General features: G+C 71.7%; 12 protein-coding genes. 11 read left to right on the top strand and 1 reads right to left on the bottom strand.

From position 1 onward, the window contains the following. The 7 genes from ACH4ZA_RS29575 to folP all read left to right on the top strand — a co-directional run. Positions 1 to 231 (top strand): glycine betaine ABC transporter substrate-binding protein (locus ACH4ZA_RS29575; RefSeq protein WP_398432437.1); only part of this gene is annotated, 231 nt, incomplete at its 5' end. A 237-nt stretch (positions 232 to 468) separates the two neighbouring features. Continuing rightward, positions 469 to 2,907 carry an FAD-dependent oxidoreductase gene (locus ACH4ZA_RS29570; protein WP_398432436.1) on the top strand — a complete coding sequence of 813 codons (2,439 nt, stop codon included), beginning with the start codon at positions 469 to 471 and terminating at the stop codon, positions 2,905 to 2,907. Between the two features lie 37 nt (positions 2,908 to 2,944). Further along, entirely contained in the window at positions 2,945 to 3,805 is an 861-nt protein-coding gene (locus ACH4ZA_RS29565; protein WP_398432435.1) for a bifunctional methylenetetrahydrofolate dehydrogenase/methenyltetrahydrofolate cyclohydrolase, read from the top strand. A gap of 58 nt (positions 3,806 to 3,863) precedes the next feature. Beyond that, positions 3,864 to 5,096 carry a sarcosine oxidase subunit beta family protein gene (locus tag ACH4ZA_RS29560; RefSeq protein WP_398432434.1) on the top strand — a complete coding sequence of 411 codons (1,233 nt, stop codon included), beginning with the start codon at positions 3,864 to 3,866 and terminating at the stop codon, positions 5,094 to 5,096. A gap of 11 nt (positions 5,097 to 5,107) precedes the next feature. Then, positions 5,108 to 8,338, top strand: coding sequence for a sarcosine oxidase subunit delta family protein (locus ACH4ZA_RS29555; RefSeq protein ID WP_398432433.1), 3,231 nt, complete (start codon positions 5,108 to 5,110; stop codon positions 8,336 to 8,338). After that, positions 8,331 to 8,933, top strand: coding sequence for a sarcosine oxidase subunit gamma (locus tag ACH4ZA_RS29550; RefSeq protein ID WP_398432432.1), 603 nt, complete (start codon positions 8,331 to 8,333; stop codon positions 8,931 to 8,933). Before ACH4ZA_RS29555 ends, ACH4ZA_RS29550 begins: the two co-directional genes overlap by 8 nt. 233 nt (positions 8,934 to 9,166) lie before the next feature. After that, positions 9,167 to 9,994: a dihydropteroate synthase gene (folP, locus tag ACH4ZA_RS29545; protein WP_398432444.1), complete on the top strand. Its 828-nt coding sequence runs from the start codon at positions 9,167 to 9,169 to the stop codon at positions 9,992 to 9,994. A 16-nt stretch (positions 9,995 to 10,010) separates the two neighbouring features. Here the strand turns inward: folP and ACH4ZA_RS29540 are convergent, their stop codons facing one another. Next, complete coding sequence (locus ACH4ZA_RS29540; RefSeq protein ID WP_398432431.1) at positions 10,011 to 10,808, bottom strand: IclR family transcriptional regulator; 798 nt, start codon at positions 10,806 to 10,808, stop codon at positions 10,011 to 10,013. A 392-nt stretch (positions 10,809 to 11,200) separates the two neighbouring features. Between ACH4ZA_RS29540 and ACH4ZA_RS29535 the strand changes: the two genes are divergently transcribed. From ACH4ZA_RS29535 to glyA, 4 genes are all read left to right on the top strand, one after another. Continuing rightward, a complete protein-coding gene (locus tag ACH4ZA_RS29535; RefSeq protein WP_398432430.1) occupies positions 11,201 to 12,286 on the top strand; it encodes an S-(hydroxymethyl)mycothiol dehydrogenase in 1,086 nt (361 codons plus the stop codon). A gap of 88 nt (positions 12,287 to 12,374) precedes the next feature. Next, positions 12,375 to 13,508 (top strand): aromatic ring-hydroxylating dioxygenase subunit alpha, encoded by a 1,134-nt coding sequence (locus ACH4ZA_RS29530; RefSeq protein ID WP_398432429.1) that lies wholly within the window; start codon positions 12,375 to 12,377, stop codon positions 13,506 to 13,508. Positions 13,509 to 13,725: 217 nt separating this feature from the next. Beyond that, the gene (locus tag ACH4ZA_RS29525; RefSeq protein ID WP_398432428.1) at positions 13,726 to 14,907 is read left to right on the top strand and encodes an NAD(P)/FAD-dependent oxidoreductase; all 1,182 of its coding nucleotides are present in this window, start codon (positions 13,726 to 13,728) and stop codon (positions 14,905 to 14,907) included. A gap of 58 nt (positions 14,908 to 14,965) precedes the next feature. After that, the gene (glyA, locus tag ACH4ZA_RS29520) at positions 14,966 to 16,225 is read left to right on the top strand and encodes a serine hydroxymethyltransferase (RefSeq protein ID WP_398432427.1); all 1,260 of its coding nucleotides are present in this window, start codon (positions 14,966 to 14,968) and stop codon (positions 16,223 to 16,225) included. Positions 16,226 to 16,247 lie beyond the last annotated feature (22 nt).

The raw sequence follows: 16,247 nt of genomic DNA, 5'->3' as shown, positions 1-16,247 counted from the left end.
GCGGAGAAGATCGCCTGCGACTACCCGGTGTACAAGCTCGACAAGATCGTGGCCAAGAAGTTCGCCGACTCCGGCAGTCCCGCCTACGACCTGGTGAAGAAGTTCAACTGGACCAACGACGACCAGAACACCGTCGCCAAATACATCGCCGTCGACAAGATGACCCCCGAAGCCGCAGCCAAGAAGTGGGTCGACGCCAACCGCACCAAGGTAGACGCCTGGATCAAGTGACAGCGGATACCGGACGCGGGAGTCCGGTCGGATCATGCCCGGTGGGCGGCGCGCGCGGGATGTGCGCCGCCCACCGGGCATCGCTGTGTCCGGGCCTGTTTCCGCCTCTGTTTTCCGAGGTCCCGGGCCCCTTGACACCCACCTGCGCGGAAGGCACATTGAGTTGCGCAACCTGAACCGCGTTGCGTAAACAGCAACTCGATCGGCTCGGCTGATCAACAGACCGGAGGTGCGGCGATGGCGGGACCCCGAGTGGTCATCATCGGAGCGGGTGTCGTGGGCGCGGCACTCGCGGACGAGATCTCCGCGCGAGGCTGGACCGAGGTGACCGTGGTCGACCAGGGCCCGCTGCCCGCCACCGGAGGCTCGAGCTCGCACGCCCCCGGCCTGGTCTTCCAGACGAACTCCTCCAAGACGATGACCGAGCTGGCCCGGTACACCGTCGAGAAGTTCTGCTCCCTCGACGTCGACGGCAAGCCCTGCTTCCTCCAGGTCGGCGGACTCGAAGTGGCCACCACTCCCGAGCGCATGACCGAACTGCTCCGCCGGCACGGCTGGATCACCGCCTGGGGCATCGAGGGCCGCCTGCTCACCGCGGACGAATGCCTCGAACAGCACCCGCTGGTCAACCCCGACAAGGTCCTCGGCGGTCTCCTGGTCCCCACCGACGGCCTCGCCAAGGCGGTCCTCGCCGTGGAGGCGCAGATCCGCCGGGCCACCGAGCGCGGCGTGACATTCCTGGCCCGCCACGAGGTCCTCGACGTCCTGAAGGCCGACGGCGAGGTCACCGGCGTACTGACCGACCAGGGCGAGGTCCCGGCCGACATCGTCGTGTGCTGCGCCGGCATCTGGGGCCCGAAGATCGCCCGCATGGTCGGCATGAACCTGCCGCTGACCCCGCTGGCCCACCAGCTCGCCTGGACCGGCCCGATCCCGGCCCTCGCCGGCCAGACCGAGGAGGCGATCCGACCGATCCTGCGCCACCAGGACGCCGACCTCTACTACCGCGACCGCTTCGACGGCATCGGCATCGGCTACTACGGCCACCGCCCGATGCCCATCACGGCGGACGAGATCCTCTCCGTGGACGAGGCCGACAGCATGCCGTCGGTCCTGAAGTTCACCGAGGAGGACTTCGCGGACGCCTGGACGGAGACCCAGGCACTGCTTCCCTCCACCAAGGAGGCGAAGATCGAGGAGGGCATCAACGGCCTGTTCTCCTTCACCACCGACAACTTCCCGCTGCTAGGCGAGTCGCCGGACGTCAAGGGCTTCTGGGTCGCCGAGGCCGTCTGGGTCACCCACTCGGCCGGCGTCGGACGCGCCATGGCCGAATGGCTGGTCGACGGCCACTGCTCCTCGTTCGACCTGCACGAGTGCGACGTCAACCGCTTCGAGCCGCACCAGCTGTCCCCCGAGTACGTCCTGGCCCGCGACTGCCAGAACTTCGTCGAGGTCTACGACATCCTTCACCCCCTCCAGCCGTCCGGGGACCCGCGCCCGATCCGCACCAGCCCCTTCCACGCCCGCCAGCAGGAGCACGGCGCCTTCTTCCTCGAGGCGAACGGCTGGGAGCGCCCGCAGTGGTACGAGGCCAACGCCGACCGCGTCGAGGGCCGCAGCATCCCCGCCCCGGGCGACTGGGCCGCCCGGTTCTGGTCGCCGATCGTCGGCGCCGAGGCCCAGGCCACCCGTGAGACCGTCGCGATGTACGACATGACGGCCCTCAAGCGCCTGGAGGTGAGCGGCCCCGGCGCCGCCGACCTTCTGGAGCGACTGTGCACCGGGAAGGTCGCCAAGTCCGTCGGCTCGGTGACCTACACCCTCTTCCTCGACCACGACGGCGGCATCCGCAGCGACGTCACCGTCGCCCGGCTCGCCCGGGACACCTTCCAGATCGGCGCCAACGGCAACCTCGACCTGGACTGGATCACCCGCCACCTCCCGGCCGACGGCACGGTCCAGGTCCGTGACATCACCCCCGGCACCTGCTGCATCGGACTGTGGGGCCCGCTCGCCCGCAAGGTCCTCCAGCCCCTCACCGACGCCGACTTCAGCAACGACGGCCTGAAGTACTTCCGCGCCAAGCAGGCGTACATCGGCTCGGTGCCCGTCACCGCGATGCGCCTGAGCTACGTCGGCGAACTCGGCTGGGAGATCTACACCACCGCCGACCAGGGCCAGAAGCTCTGGGACACCCTGTGGGAGGCGGCGAGGCCCCTCGGCGGCGTCATCGCCGGCCGCGGCGCCTTCAACAGCCTCCGCCTGGAGAAGGGCTACCGCTCCTTCGGCACCGACATGACCTACGAGCACGACCCCTACGAGGCCGGCGTCGGCTTCGCCGTCAAGCTCGACAAGGACGACTTCGTCGGCAAGGCCGCGCTCCTTCGCCGTAAGGAGAACGTCCGGCGCAAGCTGTCCTGCCTGGTCATCGACGACCCCCGCTCGGTCGTCCTCGGCAAGGAACCCGTCCTCGACGGCGACCGGCCGGTCGGCTACGTCACCAGCGCCGCCTACGGCTACACCATCGGCAAGGGCATCGCCTACGCGTGGCTCCCGACAGAACTCACCGCCCCCGGGACCGTGCTCCACATCGGCTACTTCGACCAGCGCGTCGAGGCGGTCGTCACCGAGGAGCCCCTGTTCGACCCCACCATGTCCCGCCTTCGTGGCTGATCCACGGCCACGACCGAAGAGGGAAGGAACACCGCCGGTGAACGCACAGCTGCTCGACGGCAAGGCCACCGCCGCCGACATCCGCCGCGAACTCACAGAGCGCGTGGCCAAGTTGACCGCCACCGGCGGTCGCCCGCCGGGTCTCGGCACGGTCCTGGTCGGCGACGACCCCGGCAGCCGCGCCTACGTCGGCGGCAAGCACCGCGACTGCGCCCAGGTCGGCATCGCCTCCATCCGCCGCGACCTGCCCGCCGACGCCACCCAGCAGCAGGTCGAGGACGTCATCGACGAGCTGAACGCGGACCCGGCCTGCACCGGCTACATCGTCCAGCTTCCGCTGCCCCGCCACCTCGACGCCAACGCCGTACTGGAACGGATGGACCCCGCCAAGGACGCCGACGGACTGCACCCCGTCAACCTCGGCCGGCTCACCCTCGGCGTCGACGCCCCGCTGCCCTGCACCCCGCGCGGCATCGTCGAACTCCTGCGCCGCCACGGGGTACCGCTCGCAGGCGCCCGGGTCTGCGTGGTCGGCCGGGGCATCACGGTCGGCCGCCCCATCGGCCTGCTGCTCACCCGCCGCTCCGAGAACGCCACCGTGACCCTGTGCCACACCGGCACCAAGGGCCTGGCCTGGCACACCCGCGAGGCCGACATCGTCATCGCGGCGGCCGGTTCACCCGGACTGATCACCAAGGACATGCTGCGCACCGGCGCGGCCGTCCTGGACGTCGGCATCACCCGCACCGACCAGGGTCTGGTCGGCGACATCCACCCGGACGCCGCCCAGGTCGCCGGCTGGATCGCGCCGATGCCCGGCGGCGTGGGCCCCATGACCCGCGCGATGTTGCTGGCCAACGTCGTCGAGGCCGCCGAGAGGAACGCCACCGCCGTATGAACGCGCACGTCCCTGCCTCCCCGCAGCACCCGTATCCTTCGCACGACGGAGACGTCCGATGAGCCCGCGTACCCCCGGCGCCGAACTGCCCGAGCACCCCGACTGGCTGTGGCGTGACCCCGAGCCGAAGAAGTCGTACGACGTAGTGATCGTCGGCGGCGGCGGCCACGGCCTGGCCACGGCCCACTATCTGGCGAAGAACCACGGCATCACCAATGTCGCGGTGCTGGAGAAGGGCTGGCTCGGCGGCGGCAACATGGCCCGCAACACCACGATCATCCGCTCCAACTACCTGTGGGACGAGAGCGCCGGCATCTACGAGCACGCCCTCAAGCTCTGGGAGGGGCTCGAGGAGGAGCTCGACTACCCGATCCTCTTCTCCCAGCGCGGTGTGCTGAACCTCGCGCACAGCCTCCAGGACGTCCGCGACAGCGTGCGCCGCGTGGAGGCCAACCGCCTCAACGGCGTGGACGCGGAATGGCTCGACGCCGACGGCGTCAAGGAAGTCTGCCCGATCGTCAACATCTCCCAGGACGTGCGCTACCCGGTCCTCGGCGCGACCTACCAGCCGCGCGCGGGCATCGCCAAGCACGACCACGTGGCCTGGGGCCTGGCCCGCTCCGCCGACGCCGCCGGCATCGACATCATCCAGAACTGCGAGGTCACCGGCCTCGACGTGGTCGACAACAGGGTCGTCGGCGTCCGCACGACACGGGGCCGCATCGCGGCCGGCAAGGTCGCGCTCTGCTCCGCGGGCCACACCTCGGTCCTCGCCGCCATGGCCAGCATCCAGCTCCCCGTCCAGTCCCACCCGTTGCAGGCCCTGGTCTCCGAACTCCTGGAACCGGTGCACCCCACGGTCGTGATGTCCAACGCCGTCCACGTGTACGTCAGCCAGGCGCACAAGGGCGAGCTGGTGATGGGGGCGGGCATCGACGCGTACAACTCGTACACCCAGCGTGGCGCCTTCCACATCATCGAGGAGCAGATGGCCGCGGCCCTGGAGCTCTTCCCGGTCTTCGCCCGCGCCCACGTGCTGCGCACCTGGGGCGGCATCGTCGACGTCAGCCCCGACGCCTCGCCGATCGTCGGGCTCAGCCCCGTCGACAACCTCTATCTCAACTGCGGCTGGGGAACGGGCGGTTTCAAGGCCACCCCGGGCGTCGGCTGGGTCTACGCCCACACCATCGCCCACGACACCCCGCACGCCCTCAACGCCCCCTTCTCGCTCGACCGTTTCACCACCGGCGCGCTCGTCGACGAGCACGGCGCGGCCGCGGTGGCCCACTAGGGAGCCCAACCATGCTGCTCATCACCTGCCCGTGGTGCGGGCCCCGCGACGAGGCCGAGTTCCACTACGGCGGCCAGGCCCACGTGGCCTACCCCGAGACCCCCTCGGCCCTCACCGACGAGGAGTGGGCCCGCTACCTCTTCTTCCGCGACAACACCAAGGGCCCGTTCGCCGAACGCTGGAGCCACGCCGCGGGCTGCCGCCGCTGGTTCAACGCGGTCCGCGACACCTCGACGAACGAGATCCTGTCGGTGTACCGCTCGGGCGAGGAACGCCCGGCGACCCCGGAGGGGATCACATCCCGGCCGGGCTCGGTACCTCCAGCCCGTCCGGCGCTCGAGGACGAGGCCGTCGAGGCCGAAGGGGCGTCCGGGGGCACAGCCCCCACTGACGAGACGGGAAGCGGCGGCGGGGGCGGGACGACCCAGCCGTTCCGTCACCCCACCCGCGGCCGGATCGACCGCGGCACCCTCCTCACCTTCACCTTCGACGGCGTCGAGTACCAGGGCCACCGGGGCGACACCCTCGCCTCCGCCCTCCTCGCCAACGGCGTCGTCCAGGCGGGCACCAGCATCAAGCTCGGCCGCCCCCGGGGCATCTTCTCCGCCGGCGTCGAAGAGCCCAACGCGGTGATCCAGATCGAGGAACCCTTCCCCGAGCCGATGCTCCCCGCGACCACCGTCGAGCTGTACGACGGCCTGGTCGCCACCAGCCTCCCCGGTCAGGGCCGCCTCGCCACCGAACCCGACCCGGCCCGCTACGACGCCGTGCACGCGCACTGCGACCTCCTGGTCGTGGGCGCGGGACCGGCCGGTCTCGCGGCAGCCGCCGCGGCGGCGAACAGCGGAGCCCGTGTCATCCTCGCCGACGACCAGCCGGAACTCGGCGGCAGCCTCCTCGGCACCGGCGAACACCTCGACTGGGTGGGTGAGACCGCCGGACTGCTCGACGCCGCCCCCGAGGTCCGCGTCCTGCGCCGCACGACCGTCTTCGGCTACTACGACGACAACCACCTCCTCGCCGTCGAGCGCCGCACCAACCACCTCGGCGGCGCGGCCCCCGGACACGTCTCGCGGGAACGCGTCTGGCGCATCCGCGCCCGCCGCGTCGTCCTCGCGACCGGCGCCCACGAACGCTCCCTGGCCTTCGCGGACAACGACCGCCCCGGCGTGATGCTGGCCTCCTCGGCCCGCACCCACGTCAACCGTCACGGCGCCCTGCCCGGCCGCCACGCGGTCGTCTTCACGACCAACGACAGCGCCTACGCGGCCGCCCTGGACCTCGCCTCGGCGGGCCTGGCCGTCACGGCGATCGTCGACACCCGCCCCGAACCGGGGGAATGGGCCGAGCGCGCCGCGGCCGCCGGCATCGAGGTCCTGGCCGGTCACGCCGTCACCGGCACGGAGGGCGTCTCCCGCCTCACCGCCGTGACCGTCGCCCCGTACGGGGAGTCCGCCGGGCAGCGGGAGTTCGCCGCCGACCTGCTGCTGGTCTCCGGCGGCTGGAACCCGGCGGCGCACCTGTTCAGCCAGTCCGGCGGCAAGCTGCGCCACGACGAGACACTGGGCTCCTTCGTGCCCGACACCGGCCGCCAGGCCGTCGAGGTCGTGGGCAGCGCGAGCGGTGTCCTCGATGCGGCCGCAGCCCTCGCCCAGGGCGCCGCCGCCGGAGCCCGCGCGATCGAGGCCGAGGGGTACACGCCCGAGACGCCCCGCCTCCCCGCCGTCGCGGCGCAGCCACGGCCGACACCGGCGATGCACGTGTACGTCGTCCCGGGCGCGTCGGACGCTCCCCGGTTCGTCGACCTCCAGCGTGACGTCACGGTGGCCGACCTGGCCCGCGCGACCGGCGCCGGCCTGCGCTCGGTGGAGCACACCAAGCGGTACACCACGGCCGGCACCGCCAACGACCAGGGCAAGACCTCCGGAGTGCTGGCCAGCGGTGTCGTCGCCGAACTCCTCGGCGTGGACGTCTCGTCCCTCGGTACGACCACCTTCCGCCCGCCGTACACGCCGGTCTCCTTCGCCGCCCTCGCGGGCCGCGACCGGGGCGTGCTGAGCGACCCGGTCCGCACGACCGCGCTCCACGAGTGGCACGTCGGGCACGGCGCGCTGTTCGAGAACGTCGGCCAGTGGAAGCGCCCCTGGTACTACCCCCGGGCCGGCGAGGACATGGAGACCGCCGTGCTGCGCGAATGCGCCGCCGCCCGCGAGAGCGTGGGCTTCATGGACGCCTCCACCCTCGGCAAGATCGACGTGCAGGGGCCGGACGCCGGTGTCTTCCTCGACCTGCTCTACACCAACATGATGAGCACCCTGAAGGTCGGCATGATCCGCTACGGGGTCATGTGCCGCCCCGACGGCATGGTCTTCGACGACGGCACGGTCATCCGGGTCGACCGGGACCGCTACCTGGTCACCACGACGACCGGCAACGCGGCCACCGTGCTCGACTGGATGGAGGAGTGGCTCCAGACCGAGTGGCCCGAACTCAAGGTCCACTGCACCTCCGTGACCGAACAGTGGGCCACGGTCGCCCTGGTCGGCCCGAAGTCCCGCGAGGTGATCGGCTCCCTCGCACCCGGCCTCGCCGTCGCCAACGAGGACTTCCCCTTCATGGCCTGGCGCGAGACGACCGTCGCGGGCGTCGAGGCGCGCGTCTGCCGGATCAGCTTCTCCGGCGAACTCGCCTACGAGATCAACGTGTCGCCGTGGGAGGCGCTCACCCTCTGGGAGGCGCTGTACGAGGCCGGCGCCCCGTACGGCATCACCCCGTACGGCACCGAGACCATGCACGTCCTGCGCGCCGAGAAGGGCTACCCGATCATCGGGCAGGACACCGACGGCACGGTCACCCCGCAGGACCTCGGCATGAGCTGGGCGGTCTCCAAGAAGAAGCCCGACTTCATCGGCAAGCGCTCGTTCGCCCGCGCGGACACCGTGCGCCCGGACCGCAAGCACCTGGTCGGCCTGCTCCCCGAGGACCCGGCCGACTTCCTCCCCGAGGGCACGCACCTGGTCGCCGACGGCGTGCTGCCGGCCCCGCCCGTGCCGATGCTCGGCCATGTCACCTCCAGCTACCGCAGCGCCGCCCTCGGCCGCACCTTCGCGCTCGCCCTGGTCAAGGGCGGCCGGGACCGCATCGGCGAGCGGCTGTACGCCCCGGTGGGGGACCGGCTGGTGCCGGTGACCGTCGCAAGTCCCGTCCTCTTCGACCCCGAGGGAGCCCGCCGCGATGGCTGACACCGCCCTGACCTCCCGGCCCCGCAGCCCGCTGGCCCGGGCCGCCGACCGGCTGGCCGCCGCCACCCGCGCCTCCGGGGGCACGATCCGGCTGGCCGAACTCCCCTTCCTCACCCAGCTCGACGTGCGTCTCGACGCCAAGGGCGCGGCGGCCGGCGCTGTCGGTCTCGCACTGGGCGTGCCCCTGCCCCTGGAGCCCGACACCGTCGTCCGCGCGGGCGAGCTGACGGTGCTCTGGCTCGGGCCCGACGAGTGGCTGCTCGTCGCGCCGCCGGGCGGCGAACGCGAACTGGAGAGCCGGATCCGGGAGGCCGCGGGGGAGGAGCCGGTCTCGGTCACCGACGTCTCCGCGCAGCGCACCACGGTCCTCGTCGCCGGCGCGGGCGCACGCGACCTGCTGGCCCACGGCTGCTCGCTGGACCTGCATCCGAGGGCTTTCGGTTCCGGCCGCTGTGCCCAGACCACCCTGGGCCGCACCCAGGTCGTCCTGGTCGCGCGCGAGGAGCCCAGCGCCGGCTTCTGGATCCTGGTCCGTTCGTCGTTCGCCGGCTATCTGGCGGACTGGCTGCTCGACGCGGCGACGGAGTACGTCTGAGTCATCCCGGCGGGGGCGGCCCCGTCACCCCTGTGGGAGCTCCGATGAGGGGCTCTCACAGGGCTGTGTGCGGCAGGGAGGTGACGGACCACGTCCTGCCCGCGCGGTCCTGTCAGCGCGTCGAAAGTCGGACACCAGTGATCGTCACTGCCCCCGCCGTCAGCAGACCACCGAGTCCGGGAACGCCGGACCTCCATCCGCAGGGACTTCCCCGGCCCGGCCGCACGCTGGTCATGGGCGTCGTGAACGTCACGCCGGACTCGTTCTCCGACGGCGGGCTGTCGTTCGCCGCGCACGAGGCCGTGGCGCACGGACTGGCCCTGCTGGAGCAGGGCGCGGACATCGTGGACGTGGGCGGCGAGTCGACCCGTCCCGGGGCGCTGCGCCCGCCGGTCGAGGAGGAGCTGCGACGGGTGCTGCCCGTCGTCCGGGACCTGGCGGCGGCGGGCGCGGTCGTCAGCGTCGACACCATGCGGGCCGAGGTCGCCGCCCGCGCCCTGGAGGCGGGAGCTCGGCTGGTCAACGACGTCTCGGGGGGTCTCGCCGACCCCGGGATGCTGCCCCTGATGGCGCGGGCGGGCACGCCGTACGTGCTGATGCACTGGCGTGGCCACGCCGCCGGGATGCAGGCGAACGCCGTCTACGCAGACGTGGTCGACGAGGTGCTCGGCGAGGTGCGGCTGCGGATCGACGCCGCCCTGGAGGCGGGCGTCCCGCCCGGATCGCTGATCGTCGATCCCGGGCTGGGCTTCGCCAAGGAGCCCGCGCACAACTGGGAGCTGCTGGGCCGTCTCGGGGAGGTCCGCGCGCTGGGCCGTCCCGTCCTGCTGGGCGCTTCCCGCAAGGCGTTCCTGGGGCGCCTGCTGGCCGATGGGACGACGGGGGAGCCGCGCCCGGCGCGGCAGCGTGACGCCGCGACCGCCGCCGTGTCCGTGCTCGCCGCGGCGCAGGGCGTCTGGTGCCTGCGCGTGCACGACGTCGCCTCGACGCTGGACGCCGTACGGGTGACGGCACGATGGGGCGCCGAGACGACGGTGGCGGCACGGGAGCCGCTCGGCTGACCGCCCGTCGGGGAGGTCAGCCCAGCCAGCCCATCCTGCGGCTGATCTCCTCGGCGCCCTCGGTCAGCACGGGCGCGAGTTCGCGCATGCGTTCCTCGGTGAAGCGGTAGGACGGGCCGGAGGCGCTGAGCGCGGCGATGACCTCGCTCTCGCGGGAGCGGATCGGGGCCGCCATCGCGTGCAGTCCGATCTCCAGCTCCTCCATCGTCACCGCGTACCCGCGTTCGCGGGCCTCGGCGAGGTCCTTCTCCAGCTTCGTGCGGGCGGTCAGGGTGTGGGGCGTCAGCTTGCGCAGCCCGGACGCCTCCAGCACCTCGGCGCGACGCCGCTCCGACAGATGGGCCAGCAGGATCTTGCCGCTGGACGTGGCGTGCACGGGCGTGAGCTGGCCGACCCAGTTGTGGGTGCCGACCGCGCCCGGCCCGCGCACCTGGTGGAGGTTGACCGCGTAGTGCTCCTGCAGCACCGCGATGTTGACGGTCTCGCCGATCTCCTCGCTGAGCCGCTCGCAGACCTGCCGGCCCTGCTGGGTGATGTCGAGCCTGCCCGTGACGGCGCCGGCGAGTCGTACGATGCCGAAGCCGAGCCGGTACTTGCCGCGCTCGGCGGTCTGCTCGACGAGTCCGCGTGCCTCCAGCGCCCCGAGGAGCCGGAACGCGGTGGACTTGTGGACGTCGATCTCGGCGGCGACCTCGCTGACACCGGCCTCGCCGCGCCGGGCGAGGATCTCCAGCACGCTGACGGCGCGGTCGACGGACTGCACGCCGTTCACCGCGGGCCCCGCCGTTGCGCTCTCTGCCGCGTAGTTGCTCATAGTGCAACTATACGCAGTCGCATCCGAAGATCCCGAGGTGTTCGAGGTGCGCGGCGGCCCTGGCCGAAACCGGTCGCCCGCATGGTCGCACGCCCGCTCCCGTCCGCGGAAGAGGGCGGAGCCGAAGGGGGCGGGCAAGTCGGTGCGGTCGACCTCTTGACAGTGGGTGCCCTCGACGGGACAGTTTGCTCATCGTTGCTCATGACGAAGATAGTTGCGCTATATGGAACGGGTGGGCGGTGGCTCGGCACGGTCTCCGTCCCGGCGCCGATGCAGGGGCTCATCCCCTCCCTCCCTCGCCGGCAGCTCCGGGCGGCGATCGACGTCCTCCCGCCACCCTGCACATCCGGCCGAAGCGTGGATTCGGCCGTCCCTCGACGAGGAGATCGACCGTGACACACGAGGTACGCGCCGTCGTCGCCCGCACGAAGGGCGCCCCGGTCTCGGTGGAGACCGTCCTGGTGCCGGATCCCGGCCCCGGTGAGGCGCTGGTGCGGGTGCAGGCCTGCGGCGTCTGCCACACCGACCTGCACTACCGGGAGGGCGGGATCGACGACGGGTTCCCCTTCCTGCTCGGCCATGAGGCCGCGGGCGTGGTGGAGTCGGTCGGCGCGGGGGTCACCGACGTCGCCCCCGGCGACTTCGTCGTCCTCAACTGGCGCGCCGTCTGCGGCACGTGCCGGGCCTGTCGCCGAGGCAGACCCTGGTACTGCTTCGCCACGCACAACGCCGCACAGCCGATGACCCTGGCCGACGGCACGCCGCTCTCCCCGGCCCTCGGCATCGGCGCCTTCGCCGAGAAGACCCTGGTCGCCGCCGGGCAGTGCACCAAGGTGGACCCGATGGCCGCGCCCGCCGCCGCCGGCCTCCTCGGCTGCGGTGTGATGGCCGGGTTCGGCGCCGCCGTCAACACCGGTGGCGTGGGACGCGGCGACTCCCTCGCGGTGATCGGCTGCGGCGGGGTGGGCATGGCCGCGATCGCGGGCGCCAAGGTCGCCGGCGCCGGCCGCATCATCGCCGTCGACGTCGACGAGCGGAAGCTGAAGTGGGCCGAGCGGTTCGGCGCCACCGACACCGTCGACTCCTCCAGGACCGACGCCGTCGAGGCGATCCGCGAACTCACCGGAGGCTTCGGCGCGGATGTCGTCGTCGACGCGGTGGGCCGCCCCGAGACCTTCAAGCAGGCCTTCTACGCCCGCGACCTGGCCGGCACCGCCGTCCTGGTGGGCGTCCCCACCCCCGAGCTGACCCTGGACCTGCCCCTGCTGGACGTCTTCGGGCGCGGCGGCGCACTGAAGTCCTCCTGGTACGGCGACTGCCTGCCCTCCCGTGACTTTCCCGCCCTGATCGACCTCTACCTCCAGGGCCGCTTCGACCTCGGCGAGTTCGTCACCGAGACCATCGGTCTGGACGACGTCGAGGCCGCGTTCGCCAAGATGCACCACGGTGACGTCCTGCGTTCGGTGGTGGTCCTGTGACCGCCCGCGCCGAGCGCCCCGTCGCCTCCGGGACGTTCGAGCCGGACGGCCCCGACACCGCCTCCCGAATTTTTCCGAAGGTGACCCGATGACCCTCACGAATCTGCCGCCCAGCCTCATCCCCACGCTGCCCGGCGAGTACTACACGGACCCCGAAGTCTTCGCCCGGGAGCAGGAGCGGGTCTTCGAGGCCATGTGGTTCTGCGTGACCCGCGCCTCCGAGCTGGCCAGGCCCGGCGCCTTTCGCACCTACCAGGTCGGACGGGAGAGCGTCCTCGTCTCCCGTTCCCGGGACGGGTCGGTGAAGGCGTTTCTCAACATCTGCCGGCACCGCGGGGCCAAGCTGTGCACCGAGGAGTCCGGCGAGGTCAAGCGGGCCTTCCAGTGCCCCTATCACGCCTGGACGTACGGCCTGGACGGCAAGCTGGTCGCGGCGCCGAACCTCACCTCGATGCCGGACATCGACCGGACCGAGTACGGCCTGGTCAACGTCCATGTGCGGGAGTGGCTCGGCTATGTGTGGGTCTGCCTCGCCGACGAGCCGCCGTCCTTCGAGGCGGAGGTGCTGGGCGCGGTCGTCGAGCGGCTCGGCGACCTGGAGTCGATCGAGCGCTACGACGTGGACAACCTGTCGGTGGGGCGTCGCATCAGGTACGACGTGAAGGCGAACTGGAAGCTCATCATCGAGAACTTCATGGAGTGCTACCACTGCGCCACGATCCACCCCGAACTGACCGAGGTCCTGCCGGAGTTCGCCGACGGCTACGCCGCGCAGTACTACGTCGGGCACGGCGCCGAGTTCGGCGCGGACGTGCAGGGCTTCACCGTCGACGGCTCCGAGGGCCTGGACCGCATCCCGGGGGTCGCCGAGGACCAGGACCGCCGCTACTACGCGATCACCGTCCGGCCGCAGGTCTTCATCAACCTCGTGCCGGACCACGTGATCGTCCACCGGATGTACCCGATGGCGGCCGACCGCACGGTCGTCGAGTGCGACTGGCTGTATCTGCCGCACGTCGTGGAGAGCGGCAAGGACGTGGAGCGTTCGGTGGAGCTGTTCCATCGCGTGAACCGGCAGGACTTCGACGCCTGCGAGCGCACCCAGCCCGGGATGAGCTCGCGGATGTACGCCAAGGGCGGTGTGCTGGTGCCCAGCGAGCACCACATCGGCGAGTTCCACACCTGGCTGCAGGGCAAGCTCGACGCAGGACCCGGGCACTGACCTCACGGAGCCCCCGCAAACCCCCGTCCATCTGCCGCTCAGGTCCCTGCGGCAGGTGGACGGGTCACGGGTGAGGAGTTGCGTTCAGCGCAACTTGGAGTGCCATAGGGGACAAACGACGGTCCGTCCTCTTGACACTCCCGAATTCCATCGAAACCATGTTGCGCATAACGCGTGTCGTTGTGCGATGTGAGACATCTCTTCGTCAGGAGCCCGCATGAGGAGCATCACCGTCGTCGGAGCGTCGCTGGCGGGCCTGAGCACGGTCCGCGCGCTGCGTGCGGAGGGCTACGACGGCGAGATCGTCGTCGTGGGGGAGGAGCGCCACACCCCTTACGACCGCCCTCCGCTGTCCAAGGACTTCCTCAAGGGCGACATCGACGCCGACGCGCTCGCCCTCGGCGACGCCGACGAGTACGGCGAACTGGACGTGCACTGGCTGCTGGGCGAACGGGCGGTCCGTCTCGACCCCGTCTCCCGCACGGTCACCCTGGCCTCGGGCCGGCAGGTGCGCACCCAGGGAGTGGTCGTCGCGACCGGCGCGAGCCCCCGCGCGCTCCCCGGATCCGACGGGCGGGCAGGCGTCCACACCCTGCGCACCCTGGACGACGCCCTGGCCCTGCGGGCCGAGTTGCTGGACGGCCTGCCCAGGGTCGTCGTCATCGGCGCCGGCTTCATCGGCGCCGAGGTGGCCTCCACCGCCCACCGGCTCGGCCTGCGCGTCACCCTCGTCGAGGCGGCCGACGTGCCGCTGGAGCGCCAACTCGGCCGCACGATGGGCCTGGTCTGTGCCTCCCTGCACACCGATCACGGCGTTCACCTGCTGTGCGGCACCGGCGTGGCCGAACTGCTCGGCCAGGGCCGGGTCACCGGCGTACGGCTGGCGGACGGCCGGGTGCTGCCCGCCGACGTGGTCGTGGCCGGCGTGGGCGTCCGGCCCAACACCGACTGGCTCGCCGGCTCCGGGGTCCTGGTGGACGACGGCGTGGTGTGCGACAGCGGCTGCGCGACCACCGTCCCCGGCGTCGTCGCCGTCGGTGACGTGGCCCGCTGCCCCCACCCCTTCACCGGACGCCACGCCCGCATCGAGCACTGGAGCAACGCCATCGAGCAGGCGAGGACCGCCGCCCGCACCCTGCTCACCGGCGCGTCCGCCCCTGCCCCGCTCACCGCCCCCTACTTCTGGTCCGACCAGTACCGCACGCGCATCCAGCTCGCCGGGTACGTCGTCCCGGGCGCGGAACCCGAGATCGTCGAGGGCGACCTCGACAGCCGCACGTTCACGGCCGTCTACCGGCACGAGGGCGACCCCGTGGCCGTGCTGTCCCTCGACCAGCCGAAGCTCTTCAACCGGCTCCGCCGCACGCTCGTCCCCGCCGCCGCGGTCGCCGTGTCCTGAGCGCCCCGCTCGTGAGCGTCCCACCTCCTCCCTCCGGAACCCGCACAGGAGAGCGCCGATGACCCTGTTCAACCAGTCCCTGCACGACCTCGACCCCGAGGTCGCCGTCGCGGTCGACGCCGAGCTGCACCGCCAGCAGTCCACGCTCGAGATGATCGCCTCGGAGAACTTCGCGCCGCTCGCGGTCATGGAGGCGCAGGGCTCGGTCCTGACCAACAAGTACGCCGAGGGCTACCCCGGCCGCCGCTACTACGGCGGCTGCGAGCACGTCGACGTCGCCGAGCAGATCGCCATCGACCGGGTCAAGGAACTGTTCGGCGCCGAGTACGCCAACGTCCAGCCGCACTCCGGCGCCTCCGCCAACCAGGCCGCCCTGTTCGCCCTGGCCCAGCCCGGCGACACCATCCTCGGCCTGGACCTCGCCCACGGCGGCCACCTCACCCACGGCATGCGGCTCAACTTCTCCGGCAAGCAGTTCAACGTCGTGCCGTACCACGTGGACGACACGGGCCTCGTCGACATGGACGAGGTCGAGCAGCTGGCCAAGGCCCACCACCCGAAGGTGATCATCGCGGGCTGGTCGGCGTATCCGCGGCAGCTGGACTTCGCCGCGTTCCGCCGGATCGCCGACGAGACCGGCGCGTTCCTGTGGGTGGACATGGCCCACTTCGCCGGGCTGGTCGCGGCAGGGCTGCACCCGAACCCGGTCGAGTACGCGGACGTGGTCACCTCCACCACCCACAAGACCCTCGGCGGCCCGCGCGGCGGCATCATCCTCGCCCGGAGCAAGGAGTTCGCGAAGAAGCTCAACTCGTCGGTGTTCCCCGGCTTCCAGGGCGGTCCGCTCGAGCACGTCATCGCGGCCAAGGCGGTCTCCTTCAAGGTCGCCGCGAGCGAGGAGTTCAAGGAGCGCCAGCGCCGCACGGTCGAAGGCGCCCGGATCCTCGCCGAGCGGCTGACGGCCCCCGACGCCCGCGCGGCCGGCGTCGACGTGCTGTCCGGCGGCACCGACGTGCACCTGATCCTGGTCGACCTGCGCGCCTCCGACCTGGACGGGCAGCAGGCCGAGGACCGCCTCCACGAGGTCGGCATCACCGTCAACCGCAACGCCGTCCCCGACGACCCGCGTCCGCCCATGGTCACCTCCGGCCTGCGCATCGGCACCCCCGCCCTGGCCACCCGCGGCTTCACCGCCGAGGACTTCACGGAGGTCGCCGACGTCATCGCCGAGGCGCTGAAGCCGTCGTACGACGCCGAAGCCCTCAAGGCGCGGGTCAAGGCACTCGCCGCCAAGCACCCGCTCTACCCGGGCCTATAACCGACACCCCCCCCGCAGGGGG

The sequence above is a fragment of the Streptomyces sp. NPDC020597 genome (assembly GCF_044335095.1).
Classification (GTDB): domain Bacteria; phylum Actinomycetota; class Actinomycetes; order Streptomycetales; family Streptomycetaceae; genus Streptomyces.
Note: the sequence above shows the minus strand (reverse complement) of the source record. Positions and strands in the feature narration are given on the sequence as shown.

Coding starts and splice junctions, on each gene's coding strand:
- ACH4ZA_RS29550 (WP_398432432.1), top strand. CDS start 8,331: ATGGCTGACACCGCCCTGACCTCCCGGCCCCGCAGCCCGCTGGCCCGG.
- glyA (WP_398432427.1), top strand. CDS start 14,966: ATGACCCTGTTCAACCAGTCCCTGCACGACCTCGACCCCGAGGTCGCC.
- ACH4ZA_RS29540 (WP_398432431.1), bottom strand. CDS start 10,808: ATGAGCAACTACGCGGCAGAGAGCGCAACGGCGGGGCCCGCGGTGAAC.
- ACH4ZA_RS29530 (WP_398432429.1), top strand. CDS start 12,375: ATGACCCTCACGAATCTGCCGCCCAGCCTCATCCCCACGCTGCCCGGC.
- folP (WP_398432444.1), top strand. CDS start 9,167: ATGGGCGTCGTGAACGTCACGCCGGACTCGTTCTCCGACGGCGGGCTG.
- ACH4ZA_RS29570 (WP_398432436.1), top strand. CDS start 469: ATGGCGGGACCCCGAGTGGTCATCATCGGAGCGGGTGTCGTGGGCGCG.
- ACH4ZA_RS29525 (WP_398432428.1), top strand. CDS start 13,726: ATGAGGAGCATCACCGTCGTCGGAGCGTCGCTGGCGGGCCTGAGCACG.
- ACH4ZA_RS29560 (WP_398432434.1), top strand. CDS start 3,864: ATGAGCCCGCGTACCCCCGGCGCCGAACTGCCCGAGCACCCCGACTGG.
- ACH4ZA_RS29555 (WP_398432433.1), top strand. CDS start 5,108: ATGCTGCTCATCACCTGCCCGTGGTGCGGGCCCCGCGACGAGGCCGAG.